The organism is Motilimonas sp. E26 (genome assembly GCF_021278025.1).
Lineage (GTDB): Bacteria > Pseudomonadota > Gammaproteobacteria > Enterobacterales > CBDFNC01 > Motilimonas.
The window spans coordinates 66397-90125 of sequence record NZ_JAIBHJ010000018.1; the positions used below are offsets into that span (position 1 = coordinate 66397).

General features: G+C 43.0%; 17 protein-coding genes and 1 pseudogene. 7 read left to right on the plus strand and 11 right to left on the minus strand.

The window, feature by feature from the left end; all coding sequences use genetic code 11:
* The first annotated feature begins 39 nt into the window (after positions 1-39).
* Positions 40-576, plus strand: coding sequence for a YaeQ family protein (locus K1M91_RS14935; protein ID WP_232802845.1), 537 nt, complete (start codon positions 40-42; stop codon positions 574-576).
* A 22-nt stretch (positions 577-598) separates the two neighbouring features.
* The gene (locus tag K1M91_RS14940; protein ID WP_232802846.1) at positions 599-1582 is read left to right on the plus strand and encodes a Gfo/Idh/MocA family oxidoreductase; all 984 of its coding nucleotides are present in this window, start codon (positions 599-601) and stop codon (positions 1580-1582) included.
* A gap of 60 nt (positions 1583-1642) precedes the next feature.
* On the opposite strand, the gene K1M91_RS14945 is transcribed toward K1M91_RS14940, so the two are convergent.
* The 5 genes from K1M91_RS14945 to K1M91_RS14965 form a co-directional block, all read right to left on the minus strand.
* The gene (locus K1M91_RS14945; protein ID WP_232802847.1) at positions 1643-4450 is read right to left on the minus strand and encodes an AAA domain-containing protein; all 2808 of its coding nucleotides are present in this window, start codon (positions 4448-4450) and stop codon (positions 1643-1645) included.
* A gap of 210 nt (positions 4451-4660) precedes the next feature.
* Entirely contained in the window at positions 4661-5347 is a 687-nt protein-coding gene (locus tag K1M91_RS14950; protein WP_232802848.1) for a phospholipase D-like domain-containing protein, read from the minus strand.
* 2 nt (positions 5348-5349) lie between these two features.
* Positions 5350-10371: a DNA repair ATPase gene (locus tag K1M91_RS14955; RefSeq protein ID WP_232802849.1), complete on the minus strand. Its 5022-nt coding sequence runs from the start codon at positions 10369-10371 to the stop codon at positions 5350-5352.
* Between the two features lie 76 nt (positions 10372-10447).
* Positions 10448-12676 (minus strand): hypothetical protein, encoded by a 2229-nt coding sequence (locus K1M91_RS14960; RefSeq protein WP_232802850.1) that lies wholly within the window; start codon positions 12674-12676, stop codon positions 10448-10450.
* Positions 12677-12695: 19 nt separating this feature from the next.
* Complete coding sequence (locus tag K1M91_RS14965; RefSeq protein ID WP_232802851.1) at positions 12696-13304, minus strand: OB-fold-containig protein; 609 nt, start codon at positions 13302-13304, stop codon at positions 12696-12698.
* 392 nt (positions 13305-13696) lie between these two features.
* Here K1M91_RS14965 and K1M91_RS14970 point away from each other — a divergent pair, with 392 nt between their 5' ends.
* Entirely contained in the window at positions 13697-13948 is a 252-nt protein-coding gene (locus K1M91_RS14970; RefSeq protein WP_232802852.1) for a hypothetical protein, read from the plus strand.
* Between the two features lie 244 nt (positions 13949-14192).
* On the opposite strand, the gene K1M91_RS14975 is transcribed toward K1M91_RS14970, so the two are convergent.
* Together K1M91_RS14975 and K1M91_RS14980 are read right to left on the minus strand one after the other, a co-directional pair.
* On the minus strand, positions 14193-15263 hold the full coding sequence (locus K1M91_RS14975; protein ID WP_232802853.1) for a lactonase family protein: 1071 nt from the start codon (positions 15261-15263) through the stop codon (positions 14193-14195).
* 28 nt (positions 15264-15291) lie between these two features.
* Positions 15292-16875, minus strand: a complete 1584-nt coding sequence (locus K1M91_RS14980) for an ATP-binding protein (protein WP_232802854.1) — start codon at positions 16873-16875, stop codon at positions 15292-15294.
* A 178-nt stretch (positions 16876-17053) separates the two neighbouring features.
* Between K1M91_RS14980 and K1M91_RS14985 the strand changes: the two genes are divergently transcribed.
* The 3 genes from K1M91_RS14985 to K1M91_RS14995 all read left to right on the plus strand — a co-directional run bounded on the left by K1M91_RS14985 (position 17054) and on the right by K1M91_RS14995 (position 19395).
* A complete protein-coding gene (locus K1M91_RS14985) occupies positions 17054-18289 on the plus strand; it encodes a cystathionine gamma-synthase family protein (RefSeq protein ID WP_232802855.1) in 1236 nt (411 codons plus the stop codon).
* A 36-nt stretch (positions 18290-18325) separates the two neighbouring features.
* A complete protein-coding gene (locus K1M91_RS14990; RefSeq protein WP_232802856.1) occupies positions 18326-19138 on the plus strand; it encodes a M90 family metallopeptidase in 813 nt (270 codons plus the stop codon).
* A gap of 74 nt (positions 19139-19212) precedes the next feature.
* On the plus strand, positions 19213-19395 hold the full coding sequence (locus tag K1M91_RS14995) for a hypothetical protein (RefSeq protein WP_232802857.1): 183 nt from the start codon (positions 19213-19215) through the stop codon (positions 19393-19395).
* A gap of 177 nt (positions 19396-19572) precedes the next feature.
* On the opposite strand, the gene K1M91_RS15000 is transcribed toward K1M91_RS14995, so the two are convergent.
* From K1M91_RS15000 to K1M91_RS15010, 3 genes are read right to left on the minus strand one after another with little or no spacing between them, the layout of a single operon-like run.
* Positions 19573-20139: a thioredoxin family protein gene (locus K1M91_RS15000; RefSeq protein WP_232802858.1), complete on the minus strand. Its 567-nt coding sequence runs from the start codon at positions 20137-20139 to the stop codon at positions 19573-19575.
* 18 nt (positions 20140-20157) lie between these two features.
* Complete coding sequence (locus tag K1M91_RS15005; RefSeq protein ID WP_232802859.1) at positions 20158-21504, minus strand: ATP-binding protein; 1347 nt, start codon at positions 21502-21504, stop codon at positions 20158-20160.
* Between the two features lie 47 nt (positions 21505-21551).
* Positions 21552-22226 carry a response regulator gene (locus tag K1M91_RS15010; protein WP_232802860.1) on the minus strand — a complete coding sequence of 225 codons (675 nt, stop codon included), beginning with the start codon at positions 22224-22226 and terminating at the stop codon, positions 21552-21554.
* 366 nt (positions 22227-22592) lie between these two features.
* Between K1M91_RS15010 and K1M91_RS15015 the strand changes: the two genes are divergently transcribed.
* Positions 22593-23258, plus strand: coding sequence for a hypothetical protein (locus K1M91_RS15015; RefSeq protein ID WP_232802861.1), 666 nt, complete (start codon positions 22593-22595; stop codon positions 23256-23258).
* A 271-nt stretch (positions 23259-23529) separates the two neighbouring features.
* Here K1M91_RS15015 and K1M91_RS15020 read toward each other — a convergent pair.
* A pseudogene (locus K1M91_RS15020) lies at positions 23530-23729 on the minus strand (hypothetical protein); the annotation flags it as partial.

Sequence of the window (23729 nt, forward strand, 5' to 3'; positions counted from 1 at the left end):
TTGCTGGTGGCCCCATTACTTTTACAATTGGAAACTACCATGGCCATTGGCGCTACAATTATTAAAGCAAGATTACAACTTGCTAATATGGATACTCACCTTTACCAAGACTTTAATCTAACCTTGGCGCAGCACCCTTCAGAAAACGAACAACGATTGATGGTGCGTTTATTGGCATTTGCGTTAAATGCCAGTGATGAACTGATGTTTACTAAAGGCCTTTCATCTGACGATGAGCCTGAGCTGTGGGCTAAATCCATGACCGATGAAATAGATCTTTGGGTTGAGCTGGGCACACCGGAAGAGAAACGTTTGAAAAAAGCCTGCTCACGAGCTAAAAAAGTCGTGTTATATACTTATGGTGGCGGCACTGCAGATGTTTGGTGGAAGCAAAACCAAAAGCAAGCCAGCAAGTTGAGTAAGCTAACGGTGGTTAATTTACCATTGGAACAAACTCAAGAGTTGGCCGCTATGTGCCAAAAAAGTATGGATATTCAGGTTTCAATTCAAGATGGCGAAGTATTAGTCAGCTCTGAGCAAGGCAGTGTTGCGGTGACGCCGATTATCTTGCAATAGCCACAGCAAAGGAAACTAAGTCATGATTAAATTAGCGATCGTAGGTACAAACTGGATCTCCCGTCAGTTTGCAGAGGCCGCGCTACAGAGCCAGCAATTTACAATTAGCGCAGTCTACTCGCGCGATATTGCCCGTGCTCAAGACTTTGCCCAAGGTTTGGCATGTTCGCATTATTTTGATGATTTAAATGCGTTAGCAAATAGTGATGAGGTGGCCGCTGTTTATATAGCGAGCCCTAATTCGTTGCATTACGAGCAAGCTTTATTGCTGTTAAATCAGGGCAAGCATGTTATTTGTGAAAAGCCGATGGCGGCTAATCCGATACAAGTAGCGACGCTATTGGCTGCAGCAAAAGAGCATAACGTGGTGCTGTTTGAAGCCTTTATGACCCAGCATAGGCCGAATTTTTTTCAACTAAAGCAGCACATTGAGAAAATTGCCCCCCTGCGTCAAGTGCTACTCAGTTATTGTCAGTATTCATCGCGTTATCCTGCTTACTTAGCGGGGGATAATCCCAATACATTTAACCCCAATTTTGCCAATGGCTCTATTGTGGACATTGGCTATTACTGTGTTGCCACTGCTGTTGCGCTATTTGGTGCGCCGCGTCAGGTGTTGGCAAGTGCTTACTTGCTTCCTTCTGGGGTGGATGGCCAAGGCTGTGTCATTTTACAATATCCTGAGTTTGAAGTGATACTGCGCCATTCAAAGATCAGCGATTCTAAATTGGAAAGTGAGCTTCAAGGAGAGGGCGGTAGATTATTAATCAGCCACCCAGTGTCACTGTGCCAACAGGTGCAATGGGTCGATCAAGATGGCGCCGTGACTGATATTTCTTTAGTGCAGGCAGACAATCCAATGCTAGAAGAAGCATTGGCTTTTGCGCAGCAAGTTAAATTGGGTGCGATGGATCCTGTTATGTGTCAGCGCTCGCAGCAGGTTGCTGATATTTTGTATGAAGTGCGCCGTCAAACGGGGGTCGTGTTTCCAACAGATGAGGATTAACCTTAGTTAGGTCTTAGCCATTTCATACAGTTCGATACTGTGAGTATGGTTAAGACCGGCTTAAAAAATAGTATTTTCTTTGCTGGTTAAGGCATCTTCATTGGCCCCCAGTAAGGACATGAGTTGTTTTAATACTTGGTGCTTCTGATAGACCCAGCGGGTGTAGGTTAAGGGATACAAAATGAGCCCCGCGCGTTGAAATATTTTGTAGCGGCTTAAATGATAGTAATCTTGCGATTCTCCCGGATAGCCAATTAAATCTAAGGCAACGGTATTCTCACCATATTGGCAGACTAAATCTAATTCAGCGCCCGCAATGGGGTAGTTTTTCCAAGTATTGATACCGTTTATTGTCAATAAACGCGAAACCTCTGCCTGAAAAGCATCAAAGTCACTGACATCATCTAGCGAGTAGCTTTGGTTACGTTCTATGCTATGGATGTACTCAAATAACAGCGATTGAGATGGCAATTTATGTGGGCGAGTAGAGAGGAATATATATTGCTCATCACGCGCGCGCGTGATGGCTACATTAAACACGTCTTCACGATTCATGTAACGATATTGTTGCCCTGAGCTACTCTCATCGACACACATACTGATTAACATAATGTCACGCTCTTCCCCTTGGAAGCCATAGGCGGTTTCTATTTTTATTTTATGGCGCTCAATTTGGTCTGGGGAAAGATACTTACCAATTAATTTGGTGAGCAAAATGGTTTGTTCACGAAATGGCGATAGGATGCCAATGCTAGAAGTCAGCTCCATTTCTGTGAGGTTGTGGATCTTGTTACGCAAAAATTCTAATAAGGTGATGGCTTCTTGTTGGTTTTTGCCACTGTTATATTCGCCCTGACATTTAATGATACTGATTGGGTATTCACCTTGATTTCCGGGCTTATGGCGCATGATCTTGAGTTGACGGTGATAAAATTTACGGTTACTAAAATCAATCAGTGCACTTTTACTACGAAAGTGTTCATCTAACACCACAATAGCATGTTGATTTTGAATACGTCGATTAGCCAAATCTAACGCACTGACGTTGCGATAGTTAAATTCGTCAGTTTGGCTGGCTAAATCATATCGCGCCTGTAACTTATTTTGTTTCTTACTGGATAAAAAAGAGATAAATCTGAGCTGTTTATTATCGCCTACTATCACTAAGTGTTTAGCTCGATAGATAGCGGGTAATACACTGGCGATATCACATTGGCTCGCTTCATCAATGATCACTAAGTCAAACAACTCAGCTTTAAGGGGTAAGCTACGGTGCAAGTCACCTAAAGTTCCAAGCCAAACTGGCATAGCTTGCAGCAGGACACTGTAGTCAATTTTGTCAAAACTGGCCTCTTGCTGCGCTGAGTTATTGGCATTAATAGCCTCACGAAAGCTATTAAGCTGACGACGATGATGGGTTAATACTTTGTGTAAGCGCTTGCGTCGACTTTCACTAATGTAGTGGCCTAAAGCCACATGGCGAATACGTTGTTGTTGAGTTATTTGGGCAAAGACATCGAATAAAATATCTTGATTCAAGGTGGCACGTTTTGCCCACCAAGCACTAAAGCGGTTTAAAAAATTGGCATTTTGCTGCACTTTCCAAGTCGACATTCCGTAGCGAATGGCTTTTTTACAGCGCTTGGCAAACTGTCGCTCCAGTTTCTCCATTTTTAGCTTTTGTTTTTGCAGGCTATCGAGTGGTGTATGGGTTTCATTTTGCTGCGTTAGGTAACCACTTAACAAATCTTTTAAGTAGCGTTTTAATTTTTTATGGTAGCTAGCGTTACCGACGCGTACCACAAAGTCTTGCTGACCTAACATAGATTCAATTTTATCGCCAACAATGTTGACACTTTCATTATTTTGACCCACCACAAGAACCGATTCGCCTTGTAAATAACGCTCAAGTGCGAGACAAGCTATTGTGTATGACTTGCCTGTTCCTGGCGGCCCGATTATTTGACTAACAGTATGGCGTGAGGCGTTATATAGCGCATCACGTTGAGCTTTACTGAGTACCGCGGGAATATTATCTGGCATGGCAGGCGCAAGCTGAGGGGCTGGGCGCAGATCGTCAGGGGGTTGTGGCCCATATTTATCGTTAGGCCTGTTTTGCTCGTTGTCGTTACTTTTCTCACCAAGCAAAAATTGCGTCACAGAGTTGGGCATATATGAGGCCACGGCCATGGCTTTTAAGTCATGGAGTATCCCTCTAGAGGCGACCGAGTAGTTGATTAAAGTAACAGCAGAGGCGGCGATTAAGCTAAACTGGTCGGTTTTTATTTGAGTTTGTTTAGCCTCAATTTGCTCCGCCGTGGCCAACTTTGGATAATGATAAAGCTCTAAACAGTTTATGTTATTACTTAATGAGCTGATCCAGTGGCTTAGTTTTGCAACATCGCGTTCGGTAATATCTTTATTAATAAACTCAGGCTCTGAGCTTTGACTCGATTCCGCTAAGATCCAGCGTAATAAAGGCCAATTAACAATAGGCTTGCTCTTTTCAATGGTGAGGTAATATTCGTTGTTTTCCACGCTCACTTGTGCTTGATAATAGAGCAGGGGGGCGCAAACCGTGCGTTTGCCTGGGTAGCTGGGGGGCAATTTTCCGAGTAAAAAAAAGCTACCGTAGAGTAATGTCTTTTCGCGTTTGTATAGGGTTTGCGATTGATATAAACCTTCACCATAACTGCGTGGCAGTGGATAACGTGGCAGCTCACCTGATATTAACGACTCTCTACCTTGAATAAACCGCGTCGATTCGCAATTTCGATGGAATACATTGAACAGAGTTAAATCTCGATTATCAGCTTGATAACAAGCACGATAATATCGAATGAGATTGCGACAACTCCGGTCTAACATAAAATTCCCTGAAATAATGAACTGTGCTGATGCATCAACAGGACATTCTGCAATGCTAGGCAAAAAATTTAAAGCTGCTAAATAGCAAAATTTGAACTGGGCGAAGAGAGATACTCTTCGCCGCGTAACATATCAAGTTAACTTAGGAGGGAAAACCGGAATTCTATTAATTATTGTTTAGAAATTGAATTCGCTAGGTTAGAAGAGGCATTAGCCCAACTTGGTCCATAACCGCTCAAACTCATAACTAAAAGCTTGTACTAACTTAGGGTTATCGGTAGTAGCGATATTCTCTTGGTTAAATTTTGAGGCACTTCGGGTCCAGTTAAAGCTGCCGTTTAACAGAATTTTCTTGTCAAATAAGGCAAACTTGTTGTGCATATGATGCTCAGTGCGATCGACCACTACTGGAATACCGGCTTCATCAAGTTGATAGACATCTGACCCTTTGTCGTTGCGCTTATCATTATCCGAGATGATACGCACATTAATACCGCGTTGGTGGGCCTTAAGTAAGGCGGCGGTAATCTCATTACATGAGATAGTAAAGACACAAACATCAATACTATGGCGTGCTTGGTTACACAAGCTAACAATGCGGTTTAAGCAATCGTTACCTGGGCTAAAACAAGCGTCGGCGACGATGCTAGGCTGCTGGCTATTTTTGTCTAAGGTTTTGACCACATTCTCTAGCCATTTGATGGCGCGAAACTGTGCTTCGTTAAAATCACCTTGCTCTAACAGCACCGCAAAAGCTTTATTACGGATAAAACTAATTTTATCGGGCTGATTTTGCAGTTCTTGGGTTAATTCCGCTAATTGATTTTTCTCACTTTGATCAAGTTTATTGTCGGCCAAGCTGTCAATTAACGCTTGTTCTATCTCTTGTTGATTCATTCTTATTTACCTTGTTCGTGTTTGGGCTTTTTGCTAATACTCACCTGAGTTTTACCTGTTTCAGTGGTGGTACGCTTAAAGCGATAGCGAGTTTGACTTAAGGTATCGTTAATGCCGGTTAAGTTGGCATTAATATCAAGTAATTGCGATACCGCTTTGAGAGTCATGTCGCCATCACCGCCTAAGGTTTTATGTTTAATAAAATCGGCTTTTATTTGCTGCCAGCGTTGAACTTGCTCGGCAGTCATGTTGCCACGTAACTCGGCTAATTTAAGTAAGTTTTCTTCGGCTCCTGCGGCGAGCATTTGCGCTTCGCCTAAATAGTGGTCTTCAATCAGTTGCATCAGTTCATTGTCATTCATCACCGATGAGACCTTTTCCGCCATTTTATTCATGTTACGGTAACTACCTTGTAACTTGAACGGTGGCTCTTGGCGGTATTTATCAGCTTGCGCAGCAGAGGCGATATAACTTTGGTTTACCGACAAAACAACTTCTTGAATACGTAGCAACTTGGCCAATACGCCAGTGATTTCATTGAGCTCAGCGCCGCTGTAACCGTGCTCTAGCTCACTGCTATCGACTTGGTTGCCTTGGGCCATGTTCACTAGTTTATAAATATCTTGCTGTGAACGCGTTGCCAACGGTGCCAGTACTGGGTTTGAGGTCATGGCATTTTCCAAGTAACTCAAAGCAAATGCTTCGTCCATGCCACCTAAAATATCGCCTAGGTTATAAATATCGGCGCGGTTAGCCAGCATGTCTGGAATTTGGAATGCTTCACCTGATTCGGTGTAAGGGTTACCTGCCATGATGACGCAGAATTTTTTACCGCGTAAATCATAGGTTTTCGGTTTTCCTTGCCAGATACCTTCAATACGGCGAGTACCATCACACAGCGAAATGAACTTTTGTAGGAACTCTGGGTTGGTGTGCTGAATATCATCAAGATACAGCATCACGTTGTTACCCATTTCTAGACCTAAGTTAAGTTTAATCAGCTCTGCTTTTGCCGTTGCGTTCGGTGCTTGTGCAGGGTCGAGAGAGTCAACTTCATGACCAATTGATGGACAGTTGATCTTCATAAAGATCAAGCCTAAACGGCTGGCAATGTACTCCATCAAGGTGGTTTTACCGTAACCCGGCGGTGAAATGAGCATTAATAAGCCCATCAAGTCGGTACGCTTGGTGTCGCCCACAGTGCCCATTTGCTTGGCGAGGTTATCACCAATAATAGGTAGGTAAGCGTCGTTGATCAGTTTGTTGCGAACAAAAGAAGACAACGGACGCGCTTTAAATTCAGAAAGGCGTAATTGTGCTTTCTGATTTTGCGTTACCTGGCTGCGTACTTGTAAAAATTCATTATAACCGGGCAAGACAACCTGCTGATGGTGCTCAAGGCGCTGCAAAAAGTTATCAAGTGATAAGTTTAAGCTGCGATCTTTGATCCGTGCATGTTGTCCCATTAAGCCGCTAACCGTGAAATCAAGATTGATATCTAATACGCGACGGCTAACTCTACCTTCACCATTGATGAGGGCAATAGCTTCCGGAATGTAGCCTTGGTATGGCTGCATTTTCTTGTTGCTGACTAAGGCTTGTAACCAAGCTTGGGTGAGTGCCCAGCGTTGTCCTATTTGTCCTTTTAGTTTCTCTAAGGTGTGCTGATAAGAGTTCCACGATGCCGTGTCCATGGCGCGTTTCAGCTCATCTGCTAGATGGGTGGCGTATTTGCTACTGGAGAAAACCACGGGCTCTTTGGCGAGCTCTTGCACTAAATAGCGCGAAGCTAAGTCAATCGCGGTGTCATCAACCGGTAATTCAAACTGCTGAGCAAATGCTTGCTGCGCTTGTTTTATTTCACGCTCAAGTAGTTGCTTGGCATCGCTGGAGCTAAACAAGGCTTCCATGCGCAGCGCTGATTTAGCGCGCTCAACCCAAGTTTGTTGCTGCGGCTCTTGTTGGTTGTTGGCCCAATAAATCGCGGCAAAACCACGGCTGAGTGGTGGATACTTGAGCACATCTGCACCGGTTAGAGCCGGTAATAATTGCGCCAAGATCAAACTCGCATCATGATCATGAATACCCCGCTCGTAACCCTCTTTATAGCGCGGTGCGGCAAAATCTTTAACCAGCTGGCTAAGTTGTTGCTCATCGGTTTGTGCCAATCTTAGGGCTTCTAACGTTAGCCCATTTTCGTTGCGCTCAGCAGCATCTAAAATTTGCTTAACGAGGTATTCGGCGCGATAAACATCGGCGGTTTCTGATTCAATTTCTTGTGGCCAAAAGGGTTTAAGGCGGTTTAGTGCTTGATCATTAGCAACGTCAAAGTAGTCGGTGCCAGTTAAGTGAAACACCAGTTTGTCGTCTTTTGGTAATAAGGTGAGGTCTAACTCTTGAGTGTTTACGGTAAACTTATGACGAGGCCCCAATTTGATAACGTTACCACCGTCCTCAAATATTTCCGACTTATCGCGTAATGAGCGTACGGCTTGATCTTTGCTATTTTTAAATTTGGCTTCAACATCATCGGCTTTGACCGAATCATCGAGATCTCTAAGCTGGGATACTAAATCATAAATCTTAAGCGCTAAGGCATCGGAAGCAAAAAAAGTATTAAGCTCGTCAAGCTCGGTAAATTTTTGTACTCGGCGTGTAATACTGGCCAGAATTCGCTCGGCAGCATCTTTTAGGGAGCTGGCTTTGCGTTGGCGGGTTTCCACCATACGCTGGCGGTGCGCTTCAAAGCTTTCGATAACCTCTTCACGTTTGGTCAGAATATCGGTGAGAAACTCTTCTTGCTCACTAAACTGGCTTTCCAGCTCTTCTAACTGCACCAGTAAACGAGACAATTGTTCATCGGCTTTTTCTGGGGTATTAGCTAAGCCTAAAGCGTTGGTAATACTTTGGCTAAATAGCTTAAATTGCGCTGAAAATTGCGCTAAGGATTCGGCACTGCCTAAGCTGCTTTTTTTATGCTTAGCGCTGGCTTTAGTTTGATTTAAACGGCCATAAATTTCTGAAATGGTGTCGATGATGCGGGTGCGCACCGTGGCATCGTTAACTTTCAAGGTTGCCATTAACTCGGACAGTAAATCGAGCCCTGAAGCCATTAACTCCAGTTTTTCGGCAACTGGCTCAAGCTCGGCGACGGAAACGACACTCTCTAACTCGTGATTAAGTTGATCTAATTTATCGTTATAAGGCGCTAATGAGGCGTCTTTAGCCAAGAAATCAACGGTCTTTTGGCTTAACTTCGCTTCTTCTTGCTCGAGCTTTGTGCCCATCTCGGCAATTTTTTGCTCATCCATGTAGCGCATGGATTTAATGGTTAGTAAATGCCCTTTTTGTTTGCGCAGTGAATCTAATCCGCCAACAAACAGCTCAGGTGTTTGCCAAGAGTCAGGTGTTAACGCGCTAATAATGCTAGCTTGCTTTTGCTGGGCTTGTTGTAGCGCTTGTTGCGCTTGCTGACGGATGGTTTCAACTTTTTCAAACTCATCCAAAACCAGCTCGGACGTTTCTGATATTTGCCGTAGTAACGGATCAATTCCGTTTACTTGAGGGGCGTTCATCCAGTGATAGCTATCAAACATGCGGTTAACATTTTTGATTAGCTCGCCATAAAGCTTAATCGACACCGCTTGGTTATTAATGGCTTTCACTGTACTAAATAGCTCAGAAATACCGCGGACTAATTCAGCATTACCTATTTTGCCAAAAAAGCTTTGCTTACTGGGTTGAGTGCTGGCGTAAAAATCACTGCAATAAGGCGTTTGCCAAATTTGCATTGGGTGCACGCGTGTTGGCTCGTCTTCAGCATAAAACAGTACCACACGACCATCGGCGAGGGCGGCGTAGCCGTGGCCGAATAGTGGGTTTTCCAATGATTTATTGATCAGATTGTAAGAGTATAAGGCGACTTTACCTTCAACGGGTTCATAAAATACATACAGCACATCTTCGCCATTGGGGCTTTTGATGGTTCGCTTATATTCAAGACCAGTGATGTCATCATCAAAGGTTTTGTATTCGCCATTTTGTAAATAATAACCACCGGGGAAAATAATGCCGTGGTTTTCAGGTAGCTGAATGCAGGCGTGGCCAATATTATCAATGCGCACCACGGTTTCGGTATTGCGGTTGTAAACTAAATAACGCCAAGTTTCTTCGCGATAGGGCAATATTTTCAATAAGATCAATGAACCGACTTCGGCATAGCAAAAGCGCGCATCATCCAGTGATTGGTTATCATCAACCACATCTTCGGCGTAAATACCAAGGCCTGAATTAGTGTTGTTTTCGATCTTGATGGTTAAGTCACCTTGGGTGGTTTCCACAAACAAGGTGTCTAAAATATTCATGTGCGGGAAGCGTCCCGCCACTTCATTTTCACGAGTACACTCACGCCATTCAAAATCATATTGATTAGGAGGGAGAAGATCGCGTTCGCCGCGATTATCAATATACTCGATGGTTTGGCCATCGCTGCTAATACTCCAACGGAATACTCGTACGTCAGACAGCTTTAAACCAATTTGAAAACTGGCCAGTAACTTGCCATCACGCACCGCCAGGCGCAGTAGACGGGCTTCTTTGTAATAGGTGTAAAGCTCGGTGAAATCTTGCTCAAAGCGTCCGTTATCTAAGAAACTGCCAGCCATGGGTTCGGCATGCATCTCATAACCGGCTTCGGTTTGATTTAATTTATACAGGCCAAATACATCCGAAATTTTAATTTCTTGTTTCAGGCCGATAAAAACGTTGTAGCCAAATAACAGGTAATCGCCCGCACACACGATATCACGTGCTTGGCAGTTATTTTCGGTTCTGACTCTGACTCGCCCCAGCACATGCATGTCTTCACGGCCAAATTCTTCTAGGCGTGCTTGGTTGAGTTGCTGGGTTTTTTGTTCAAGCTCTGCGCCTTGCTGATTAAGGCGCGCTCGAATAACTTGGTAAGCTCCGCCTTGGGCGACGGCGGCTAAATCTTGTTCATTTTCTGCAACAGTTTGATCCGACATCATGCATCCTTTTCAAATACTAGGTGTAAAAACCGGCTCAATCGAGCCGGTTTGTAAACAATGACGTGGTTAAACGTTATGCTTCAGTGGACTCTGTTGTCGGTTTTTTCGCTTTGGTTTTTTCGTTCAATAAGCCACCTAGTACATCAGATGAGTCTTTCGCTGGCTGTTGCGCAGTTTCTTCATTACCAATGAATTTGTTTAGTAGCGCGGCTACCGATGGGCTTTTACCCACTAAGCCGTTGATAGATTTGCCTACCGTAAGCGCTTTGCTGAGTGAGTTAAAGTAGTCACCTTGACCACCAACAATATCAATGTTGGCTTTTTCAAGAGCAGAAGACAGTACATTCGCTTGTTGTACGGCAATGTCTTTGTTAACCGAAATCGCTTCCATTGCTTGCTCGAAGTCTTTCTCTAGCTGCATACGGAACTCTTCATGCTCACGTGCATCTTTTGACATCGTAGCCATGGCGCTGAACTTCTCAACCAAGCCTTGTGCTTCGGCGTGGAATTTCGCGCTAAGCACGTCGGCTTCGGCCATACCTTGTTCTTTATCACCTTTGGCTTGAGCAGACAGTTTCATTGCTAATACGTCAGCTTCAGCTGTACCCAATTCGCGTGAAGCAAGGGCTTTAGCCAAGCCAATGTCTTTATCACCTTTAGCTTGAGCAGACAGTTTCTCTGCCAGTACCGCCGCTTGTGAAAGGCCGATATCTTTATCACCTTGGGCTTGAGCGGTGAGTTTCTCAGCCAGAACCTTCGCTTCTGCTAGACCATCTTTTTCTTTCGCGCTGGCGTTCGCTTCTAGTACGCGGGCTTTAGATAGGCCAATTTGCTCATCACCTTGTGCTTTAGCAATTAAGGTTTCTTGTTCAATTCTCGCCTTCGCTAAGCCTTCTTTTTCTAGGGCATCGGCAAGGGCTTCTTTCACCCGTGCTTCTGCTAGACCTGGTGCTGATTGCTCAGCCTCAATGCCTTCTGCAAGTTTCTTCATTGCATCAGCATTTTTCGCTGATGCTTCCAGATCAGCTTGGGCCATGGTGATGATTTTTTGCGCTTCGTGTTTCGCTTTGATTTCATCTGCTTCAGCTTGTTTCACTTGTTTAACAAGCTCTTCTTGTGCTTCGGCTTCAGCATTTAGGATCACCACTTGGCGATTACGATCGGCCTCTGAAACTTCACGAACTTCTTTGATTCGCTCTTCTTCTTCCGCCACGGTTTTTTCTACCGCAATACGCTCACGAACCACGTTAGCGATTTCTTTTTTCTCAACTTCTAGAGCGCGTTCTTTCTCAATGGTTTGCAGCGCTACTTCTCGTTCACGAGAAACGACTTCTAAGTCTTTCGCGCGTTGTACCCGTTCTTGCTCAACGCCAATGGCGCGTTCGCGGTTTTGTTGTGCTACTTCAATTTCACGTAGCTTGTTTTCTTCTTGAATAGAAATTTCTTGTTCGGTTGTAATGCGAGCTGATTCCGCTTTTAAGCGCTCTTCCTCGCTAACACGCATTTGTTCTGATTGTTCACGCGCTTGAATGTTTGCTACTTCGCGCTCTTGTTTCGCACGGGCTTCTTTTTCTTGGCGATCTAGTGATAGCAAGTGCTCGATGGTTTCAACGTTTTTCTTCTTAATCGCACGCTCTTCATCGCGAATAAATTCGTTGGTTTTTACATTTTCTCTTGAAGTCACTTCTGTGATTTTACGAATACCTTCAGAGTCCATGATGTTGTTTGGATCCAATGCCGATTTTGGCGTTTGTTCCAGATAGTCGATTGCCACGTCTTCAAGGGCGTAACCGTTTAAGTCATTGCCGATGGTTTTTACTATTTCATCGCGGAAAAATGCTCGCTCTTCAAATAGTTGTAAAAACTCCATCTTTTTACCCACGCTTTTTAGCGCTTCAGAGAATTTGGCATTAAATAGATCATTTACGGCATCTTTATCTGAGGCGCGATCGGCACCAATCGATTTAGCCACTTTCAAAACGTCTTCAGCGGTTTCATTTACACGCAAATAGAATGCAACTGTGATGTCGGCGCGCATATTATCCAAACAAATTAGGCCGTCTTTACCGCGACGGTCAATTTCTAAGGTAATTAATGAGATGCGCATTTTTTCCATTTTGTGGATAACTGGAATGACTAAGGCACCAGTGAAGCGAACCTTTGGCACGGCTTGAGTGGTGTTAACAATCAGTGCCGTACCTTGTGGCACCTTAATGTAGAAGGCTTTAACAAGCATTGCCATGGCCAGTAGGCCGATGAATGCAATGCCAACAATGATCAGAATAGTTGTTATGTCTAACATATTTTGTCCCTAAAAATAATTACGAATGAGGGGTTACGTGGTAAATGTCTTGCTCTGCTTGGTATTCCACCAACAAAACAGTATCGCCACGATTAAGTTGGTTAGGTTGTTGTGCTCTTATTTTTATAATGATACCGGCTGCGCCATTGTTAAAATTGGCTTCACCAAAGGTATCGGTCACTGTGTTGCTGCGGATTACCGCGGTTTGACCAACAAGATCTTTTTTGCTTAAGACTTCTTGATCGCGAAAAACTTTCCTTAAGGGCTTTACACATTGGCAGGCAATGAGGTCGCCGAGCAGGAGGCTAATGAGCATTACTGCCAAGCCAACTCCCAATTGAGCGAGTAAAGGAAGCTCCCATTGATTCATTTGATTTTGCATTATCATGCTAACTATCCACGAAAAATAAAATAGTAATGACAATGCAATGGTGGCAGGCACGCCATCCAGTTTTAGCTTGGCCAGTATGCCAGTCATGTCTAAAAATGAGTCGTCGACGTCAATATCAAGCATTTCAATTTCGGTCATGCCTATCATGGTGGCTAACCAATATAAGGTAAACAAAATAACAAAGCCGGTATAAATGGCAGTTGGCAAACTAAATGCAAGATTGAAAAACATGCTCATTGTGTCTATTTCCTACCTAATGATTAGCATTTTTATTGTTATTTGATTATCAAGGCAATATTAAACGCTTGTTTATATCAGTATTAAAAAGCCAGCGCAATTATGTGTTTGACTATTTTTTGCCATCTTGGGTTAACCTCGATCTATGACTCATTTTTGCGTCATCACTTTTTAGAATCGGGCCTGAAAAAATAGTCAAGTAAACTCAATAAACTCTAATTAACGAAAGTTAATCTTCTAAACACCGGATGTTTACCAATGGGGTTATATGATAGCCACAAGTTTTAGGCAGTTACCTTGTTTTATTGTTAGTTCGCTCTTTGTTAATTGCTCAATGTTATTGATTAATTTACAGCTAGAAGTCAGATTAGCAAAAGATAAAAGGGAGCAATATGAAGTCTTATTTTCAAACTATTCGTTCACAAGCAGGAGCTAATGCACCTGTTAATGGTTTTCCGGCAGTGCTACGAGCGTTTATTCTCGTGTCATTTTTTCTGTTAGCACTGCCACTTCTTTTTATACTGTTGGCGCTGCAGCTAGTGATAGGGGTCGGTTTATTTATTGCCGCAATGGTGATGAAAAATCGGCAGCATCATCAAGCTGAAAGCTGGAGTAATGGTGAGAAGGTTATTAACCCTCTCTAGTTAATTGTGCAGTGTGTATTGAGTGTTTTAGTTTTAATGTGTTCCATGTTCCATGTTCCATGTTCCACTTGTTCCATCCGTAAATTGTGTTTCTATTGTGCTTGTCACCATCCCTTTGCCCAACCTTGCGTTGGGCTTTTTTTTGTCGTTATTAATTGGGTGGTTTATTGTGCTTATACTCAAATAATGCCCTTTGCCCAACCTTGCGTTGGGCTTTTTTTGTTGTTATTGGTCGGGTGGTTTATTAAGGCAAGCTTGACTCGTTCGTGATAAAGCATACGCAGGAAGGAGCATTAACGGCAAACAGCGTCTCAGTTAAGGTGAGCGCACCGCTGTGACGATCGCGGTTTAACAGGCGAATATTGTCACTTTGCTGATTGGCAACCACAATAAAGTCTTGGTTTGGCGACAGTGCAAAATGACGCGGGAATTGACCACCTGTTGAACAGCTTGAGCGAAAGCTTAAGGCTTGGCTATCAGGCGCAATGGTAAAGCAACTGATACTGTCATCACCACGATTACTTAAGTAGACAAATTTTCCTTGTTGGTCCACTAGCACCTCGGCAGGATAGCTGTGATTGCTATTATTAGGTGCCAGAGCGGGCAGGGTGGCACACAAGGCTAGCTCGCCTGTTGTAGGGTTAACTTGCACCTGACTAATGGTGTTATTTAGCTCATTGGCAACGTATAAGCTTTTACCATTGGGGTGAAAGGCACAGTGACGAGGGCCGCTGCCTGCAGGCATGGTCAGACTGAATACTTGCTCGATCGCGCCAGTTTGACTAAAGCGATAGCTCACGAGCTTGTCTGCGCCTAAATCGGCGACAACAAAAAAAGCGTTATCAGGTGAAGCCGTTGCACTGTGCACATGGGCTTGGCTTTGACGATCACTGATCACACTTGAGCCTGAGTGTTGAATGCAAGTTTGCGCGGGCAGTAATTCAACCGAGTGCTTGGTATTAAAATCGGCAAAGTTTCCGCCACTGTAGTTTGAACAGATTAAGTGCTGGTTAAGCCAAGCTAGATGACAAGGATCGCCGCCTTGACTTAACTGTCGTGCCACTAGTTTAGGTTGTTGTGGTTGCGTTAAATCATATTGCGCGACCCAGCCACTGTTGGCGCCATCAGCATTATTTATCTCACTGACAGCAAATAATTGTTTTATGCTGGCGACATAAAGTAAATAACTAGCATTGTCGAGTTGATTGTCAGTGGCGATCGGTTTGAATTCAGTTTGGTTAGCCGATTGAATTAATTTCAGCCCTTGGATGCTGGGCGTTCCTGATGGATTGTAACCGCCGACGTATAGCAACATAGTTTCCTCGATTCAGTCAGAAGATGGTTTAGGGTAAAGGCAGTTGCAACATAAATTTCGTGCCTTTACCCAGTTCGCTTTCTACTTTTATTTCGCCACCATGTTGTTCAATAATGGCATGGCTGATGGACAGGCCTAAGCCCGTTCCTTTACCCACTTCTTTAGTCGTAAAAAAGGGATCAAAAATTTTATCCATGGCTTCTAGCGGAATGCCAATGCCAGAGTCATAGACTTCAATAAACAAGCGTCGATCTTTTTGAAACGCTTTAATGCCGACGATTTTTTCATCACAGTCTTCTACTGCATCACGGGCATTAACCAACAAATTCAGTAATACCTGCTCAATTTGTATCTTGTTGCATTTTATGTGCGGTAAGGCAGGAGCAATGTTTTCGCGCACCTCAATATTTTTACTCACAAATTGACGCTTTAAGAACATTAAGCTGCTATTTATCAACTCATTCGAACTAATGGTTTGATGTTCATCATGGGCCGAGTCTCGACCAAAACAACGTAGTTGTTTAATGATGCTTTGCGCACGATCGACTTGTTGCATAATATCGGTAAACGCTTTCACCACGCGATTGTGCTTACTTTGCGCTAAGTATTCAGGCCCCATTTCGGTATTCATACTAATGACTTGCAATGGTTGATTTAGTTCATGCGCGATCCCTGTGGCCATCTCACCTAAGGAAGCAAGTTTCGTGGAATGGACGAGCTGGGATTGGGTGTTTGCTATCTCTTTATTTTTCTGCCTTAGCTCATCATTTTTCGCTTCCAACTCCACTTTTTTACGCTCAACTTGGCGGGCAAAATAAAATGAAAAAGACAACAGCAAAGAAATACATAAGCCAAATGTCAGTACCATGCTTGGTAACATACTGGTACTTTTATTCAGTAATGATTGCGATGGCCAGTTGTAAATTTCCCAATGTCGACCATAAACCGTCATTTTAGTTTGCAGCATATTTTGGTCGATACGGGTGTTTTCAGGCACTTGTTGGTAAACAATTTGTCCAGCTTCCATTATGGTCACAGGAGTATCAAAGTGGCCATTTTCAAGAATTAAACTTAGTAATTTATTAAAACTAAATACCCCCACGATATAGCCATCAAATTCGCCCTTTGGATACAGCGGTAAAAATACTAAAAAGCCTTTCCCACCGTGAGTCAGTTTAACACTTTGAGAAATAGCCACCGTCCGCGTTGTGCGGGCTTGTTTCAAGGCATTGTTATGATATTGGCTGATCTCGTTGAGCAAGTGTTGGTTTTCACTTTTCTGCTTAATCGGTGCTACCCATTGAATAGAATTGTATTTGTCGACCCAAGCAAGGCTATGGTAAGCCTGCTCATAAGTCATAAAGTTGAGGGCGTCAAAGTGCCATTGATCAAAAGGGGTACCGTTGCTGTATTCCCAGCGTTTAGCCATGCGCTTGAGAGACTGTACTTGCTCAGTTAACTGAACTCGGATCACCTTAGTGATATTGGCACTTTGGTTGGCGACTTCGTTTTGAATAACTCTCGTTTCATGTTGTTTTAAATGATGCCATGAGCCAATAGAAAGGGTTGCCCCGAGGCACAAAATTAAACAAGCAATGATCTGGTACTTCAAAGTGATCTCCTTGGCGTGGGAGTGAGCCTGGACATAATCATGAGAATTTATCGGTTATTTGCTGATTTTTTTTCATAACGCTCTGTGATTACTGTAAATTGTTGCTCAAGAATAATGTTTAGGCTGGGCGCCAGTTTATCATTCTCTCCACATGAACTCACGGCCAAGGATAAAAAATATGTCAAGTAGAGGATTTACTACACAATTAATTCATAGTGATCGCCTTTTAGGCTTAGAGCATGGTGCAATCCATGCCCCGGTTCATCCTTCTGTGCCCTATGGTTATCAAGACGTAAATGATTTAGTGGACGTATTTCAAGGTAAAAAAGCGGGACACGCCTATGCGAGGCAGTCAACGCCAACCATGGATGCATTAGGTCATAAAATTTGTCAGCTCGAGCAAGGTGTTGCCACTTTGGTCTTTGGTACGGGTATGGCGGCAATTTGTGCGACTTTTCTAACTTTGTTAAAGCAGGGCGACCACCTTATTTGTAGTCGCTTTGTTTTTGGAAACACCTCAAGTGTTATGGGAACATTGCGGGGTTACGGTATTGAGGTCACTCTGGTAGATGCCACCTCTATTGAGCAAGTGAAAAGCGCTAAGCAAGCGAATACTAAAATGGTATTTGTTGAAACCATCGCTAACCCTGTCACTCAAATTTCAGCATTGGCCGAAATAGGTGAATTTTGCCGCCAAGAAAAACTGCTGTACGCGGTAGATAACACCATGACCTCGGCTTATTTATTTCAACCTAGCACAGTACAAGCAAGCTTAATTATTAGCTCTTTATCTAAATATTTTGGCGGCCACGGTAATGCTCTAGGTGGCAGTGTGACAGACACAGGTTTATTTGATTGGTCTGAATATGAGAATATTTTTGACGGCTATAAGAAGGGTGATCCTAAGTTATGGGGTATTAGCCAAATAAAGAAAAAAGGCTTACGTGACATGGGCGGAAGTTTAAGCTCGGAAGCAGCACATTTACTGTCAGTTGGTTCAGACACGCTAGCGTTAAGAATGCAGCGTCAATGTCATAACGCGATGAGCTTAGCTAAATTATTGGATGCCCACCCCAAGGTTGCCCAAGTGTATTACCCTGGCTTAGCTGCTCATCCACAACACCAAAGAGCCGCTGAACTATTTCGTGATTTTGGCGCTCTACTGAGCTTTGACCTCGTGGACAACATTGATTGTTGTGCATTTCTAAATGAGCTGCAATGGGTTATTAATGCTACTCATTTAGGTGACAATCGTACTTTGGCTCTACCGGTGGCTCCGACTATTTATTTCGAAATGGGGCTAGCGGCGCGCCAAGCGATGGGGATCAGCGAGAACATGATCCGTTGTTCAATTGGCATTGAGGACACCCAAGATTTACTCGATGACTTTTCTGCCGCTTTGGACAAGTTTTAATATGAGATTAATCCCCTTAACTACAAGGTTTATATAATGAATATTGTGTTTTTGGTCTTTGCTGTATTAATCACTGGATTGTTTTTATTTCTTCCAGTATATAAAGACAAAAAGGCAAGGTTTGCTGACTTTCCGCAGCAATGGCGAGATATTTTAAGTAAAAATGTCCCTATGTATAACGTGTTGCCTGAGCCGTTAAAGTTACAACTGCATTTGTTGATCAATAGTTTTTTACATCGTAAAAAATTCTACCCTTGCCAAGACTTAGTCATGACCGATGAAATTCGAGTTACTATTGCGGGCCAAGCTTGTATCTTGCTACTAAACCGCAAAACCGATGAGTTCGCCAAGTTAAAGTCGGTGTTAGTCTATCCAGCTGCTTTTATTGCCGCGCACACCAGTGTTGATGAAAATGGCTTAGTCAGCATTGAGCAAAAAGGCTTAGCGGGTGAATCTTGGGGGACGGGGAAAATTGTACTCTCGTGGGACGATGTGCAAAAAGGGGCGATGGATATAGGCGATGGCCACAATGTGGTATTACATGAGTTTGCTCATCAGCTGGATTCGGCCGATGGCTCAACGAATGGCGCGCCTGTTTTAAGCTCTGCCAATGCTTACAAAAGCTGGGCAAAAGTGATGAGTAAGGAATTTGCTGTACTGCAACAAAACCAGCAGCATCACATACGCAGCGTGATGGATGACTATGGCGCAACGAATCCTGCTGAATTTTTTGCCGTGGTGACGGAAACATTTTTCGAGAAACCTAAGCAGCTAAAGCAGCGGCATCCTGAGTTATATGACGTGCTTGCGCAATATTATCATGTGAAACCCGACGAATGGCAGCATTAAGCGACCAATGAAACCTCACTTGATGTTTTTTTGTTTACACTAAATTTATAGTAAAAAACATCAAGGGGGTTTATATGGTTTCGTTACTGCATTTTCTGAAAAACGTTGGTGGACTAATTTTTGTCAGCCTGTTTTTACTCTATACCTTTATGACTCAAGCGCAGCCAACACCAGATATCAGCGGCGTTGAAAATGCGGTGGTGCAGGTTAACGAAGTCGCATTAAACACAGCCCCTCAGTCATCGATTAGAAAGTGATAAAAGCTATCCAACTCACCTTTAGTTGATTTAATGTGTAGGGCTAGCCACTTTAATTTATTCTGGCAAAAACTGCCGAAGCACTGTGTTGGTAAATTAATGCCAAGTTAATTGTTATCACTCTTAGCAACAGCCACCTTTATTTACTCTTTTCTGATCATCTTCTATTTGCTGAACTTACTGCTTTGGTGGCGTTGTTTGTTGCTCAGCTAAATCTTGTGCCACTTTTAGGGTCTCACTTAGGGCTAAATTAAGAGTGGTTTCCGATAGTGGCGTGTAGTTACCGCGCTTATAATCTGGGATAGGTAACCAAACTTGTTGTAAGTCCATTAGCACATGTAAGCGTATTGCTTCACTGTGCGGATTGTGTTTAATCACCACGGCCGGAAAACGCAGGACTTGATAGCGCTTAAGCAAGCTTTGGGCTTGAGTATCATCAGATTTGACCGTAATACTAATTTTAACCATAGGTTGGATTTGCTCACTGATACTTGGCAAGGTGAGATAGTTTTCTTCAAAATCATCACAATATTTACAAGGTGAGCGTTTTAAATAAATCAATAAAGGGCGCTGTTGTTGCGTGGCGAGTTTTTTCGCATGAGGTAATTGCTCAATCCCAAATAGCCAACCGTCTTTTGCCGACACATGATGTTGCTGCTTAACATGGAAAAAAAGCAAATAAGCCAGAGCAGCTAAACTAAATGCGACCACAACTGCAAGTCTAATAAGTAAGGTTTTGTTCATAACGCCCTTTTGTATTATTTAGTCGATCGGAAAATGAAGTAAAAATCCCGCTCCACCCAACTCGCTGTCAAATATTTCAATCTTTCCGGCATATGAGTGGATAATTTCATTACTTACAGCCAATCCAATTCCTTGGCCTCCTGAGCTATCTGCTCTTACCCCTCGCTGCAAAATTTTATCGCGAATGGCTTTATCAACACCTAAACCATCATCTTCAACAATAATAGTTAAACCTTCCGTTTTGCTAAATTGAGCGGTGATTGATATTAAACTTAACGTAAACTTACAAGCATTATCGAGCAAGTTACCCATCAGCTCCATTAAATCATCTTGTTGGCCAAAGAAGATGGCATTATTAGGATCTTGAAACGAAAAGTGAATTTTTTTGTGTCGATAAACCTTATCTAAGGTATTAATCAGTTTAGTAATCTCCGGAGCAATGGCAATGGGTTTTCCCGTAATATTCTGTCTACCTGAGACTGCGCGGCGAAGTTGATAATGCACAATTTGATCCATTTGGCTGATTTGCTCATTGAGGGCAAAGTTAACCCCTTTATTTGTTGAGCTTGGCTCTTCATTCACGGCTTTTAGTAATGCTAAACGCGTTTTCAAGCTGTGTGCCAAATCGTTCATCGAATGCTGATAGCGTGTTTTTTGTTCTCTTTCACTATGTAATAGTTGATTTAGTGCGGATGTTAATCCTTGCAGTTCCGGCTCATATTGTTTTGATAAAGCCTCTCTTTTTCCTTCTTTAATACTTTTAAGTTCGCGCGTTAAGCGCGTTAAACTTAATAAACTCCAATGAATGGTGAGATAGAATAGGGTAGTAAAAAAGAAAAACAGTACTAAGTTACGACGTAGTACTTTTTGCTTGAACAGCGTCATGGCTTGTTCTAAATCTTGGGCGTCCTTAGCTACGGCTATGACATAGCGGGTGGTGTACTCATTGCTGCTATGTTGTAATTGAACTAACTGAATAATCACTGGCTCTTCGTTAATTTCTAACTCGCCATAGCGGCTTTCAATACCGTCAATATTAAGCGGCACCAGCTGTGAAACTTCTTCGCCCATCACATTAACCAAGCGAGTACAGGCAGTGCCATTGGTGTCAATGTGCGCAGCTGAACGTGAACGCCAAAGCATTTTTTTAGAGTCCTGATTACAGACTATTGCCACCAAGCTAGCACCGGGTTTATTGAGCTCGCCATAGGACACCTCTTCTGGCATGGTGATGCTATCCTTGCGCATTCTGCTTTCAGAAAATAACCCCGTTACAATGTTTTGCAGCAAATTTTGCTGTTGCTGCAGCAATTGTTCTCGATGGTTACTGATCTGGTAATGACTGAAGGTATAAAGCCCCAGCATTAAAACACATAGGCTGGTGGACAGTAGCTTAAACTTAAGTGAACGAATTATTTGCATGAGATTGAAAATAGGTATCCTTGACCGCGAATAGTGTTAATGGGTTTGATGGTGTTATCTTTATCCATTTTTTTACGCAAGCGGCTTACCATCACTTCAACCACATTTGGGTCGCCTTCGCTGTCACTGTAAAGTTGATCTAAAAGTTGCTGTTTTGACACCACTTGACCATGGTTACGCATCAAATACTCCAAAATTTGGTATTCAAATGCGGTGAGCTCTACCTCTTGTTCGGCGACAGTTAAACTTTTTTTTGCCAGATCTAATCGATAAGGACCGGCTTCAATTTGTGGTTTGATAAAGCCTGCACTGCGGCGAACTAAGGCATTTAAACGAGCCCATAGTTCGTCTTGCTGAAAAGGCTTTACCACATAATCATCAGCGCCAGATTCCAGTCCTATGACTTTCTCTTGCCAATTGCCGCGCGCGGTTAAAATTAAAATAGGAAAGCTTAACCCTTGCTCGCGAAACTTTTTTACTAGATCAAGACCATCCATGTCAGGTAAACCTAAATCAACAATCGCTACATCAATCGGATATTGGTTGGCATAGTAGTCGCCCATTTCTGCATTTTCTGCGTCGTAAACATGATTGCCAATCGCTTCTAATTGGGTTTTTAAGTGGTGGCGTAAAATTGGCGCATCTTCAACTAACAGAATTTTCATTAAAACCTCATCTTTATTTTTGTAGGCACTATACCGCCTAAAGGCTAAACCTAAGCTTAATGAAGCGCGGTCAACATGGTTTGGGCAAGGATTGTCCCCTAGTTTAGCGTTATTTGTTATGACGAGGTCATAAAAACATAAAGTTAAGTCTACCCAAAAGGCAGAATCTTTGCCAAAGTTCATACTTATCCTGCTTTACGTTTTCATATAATAGAAAGGGGCCTGCGTAGCGTATATGCAGTCTTAAATCGTTCGAGACGCTTAATTTTCTGGTAGCTAGCGCGGTGAACTTTTAGAATGAAGCGTTGGTATGATTAACAGTATGATGAACATTAACTCTAGGTTGCGATAAAGGTAGTGATAAACATGGAACATGCATCTTTGCCGGAAAAACAAGGTTTGCTAGCGCAATTACAGGCTAAAGACGAGCAAATCAAAATTTTAGAAGCGAAAGTGGCAAATTTGAATAAGCGCATAGATGAGCGAACGCTTACCTTATCGCAGCATTTAGCCAGTTTGCGAGGCAACAATGCTCAAGTATCGCCTTTAAATACACTGTTATTGCAAATTCGCACGCGGGTGTTAAATGATGTGACGCGCAACATTGGCATGCCTGATAGCTTAGCGGCCAAGCGAGAATATAATTTATTAGTTATTGCAGCGACGGAGTTTATCAAAATGCTGGAGTTTGGCGCGACTAAAATGACCTGTTTAGCCGCTGACTTTCTTGATGACTATGCCGAAAATCAAGACGTTGAAGGGGAGTTGGTAAGCGACCTTTCAGAAGGGCTGCGCACGTTAGCTGATGGCTTTAATGAAACAGTGGAAACGGCTTATTACTGGGTTCCCGATCGTATTGATACGTTAAAAGCAGATATTTTTTATGATGACGAGGACGATACAGTTCCTGCGCCAGATTCGTTACCAAATTACATGACAATTATGCGCCACGATCGATTTGACGCAGACAGAAAAGAACTAAATGTGCTGTTAACTCATGCCTTTGATATTGAAGACTACTTAGTGGAATAAGCTAAGTTAACTTTAGCTGCTAGCCTTTAAGGCTGATGTTGAGGGGCTGCTCCTAGCGAGTAGCCCTGAGTTTAGGTTTAGAGCTTTGTTATATGCTCAAGGCTCCTCAATATGCAGGATTCAGAGCCGCTAGCACGGGGCGAGTTTTGTAGCTTGATCCTTTGTAGCTGATTTTAAAGTAGAATAACTATGTCTCAAATCAGCGCCGCGCCTAACAGCCTACCAATTCTTACTGAACAAGCATCTTAAGGTAAGTTGGGTATTCATGCTCTTAATAACCTCCCCCCATCATTTTTTCTTCTTTAGTCGGCTGTTCCCCTGTGCTAGCGCAGCCAGTAAGGAATGCGCCTGAAATCAACAAGCAGCACATTAACAATGATATTTTCATTTTTATCCCTAGGGCGTGTTGATCTTTCGCGATGGATTTTTGAGCAGCATGGTAAAGGGTTATAATTTGCTTCGCCAAAAGTA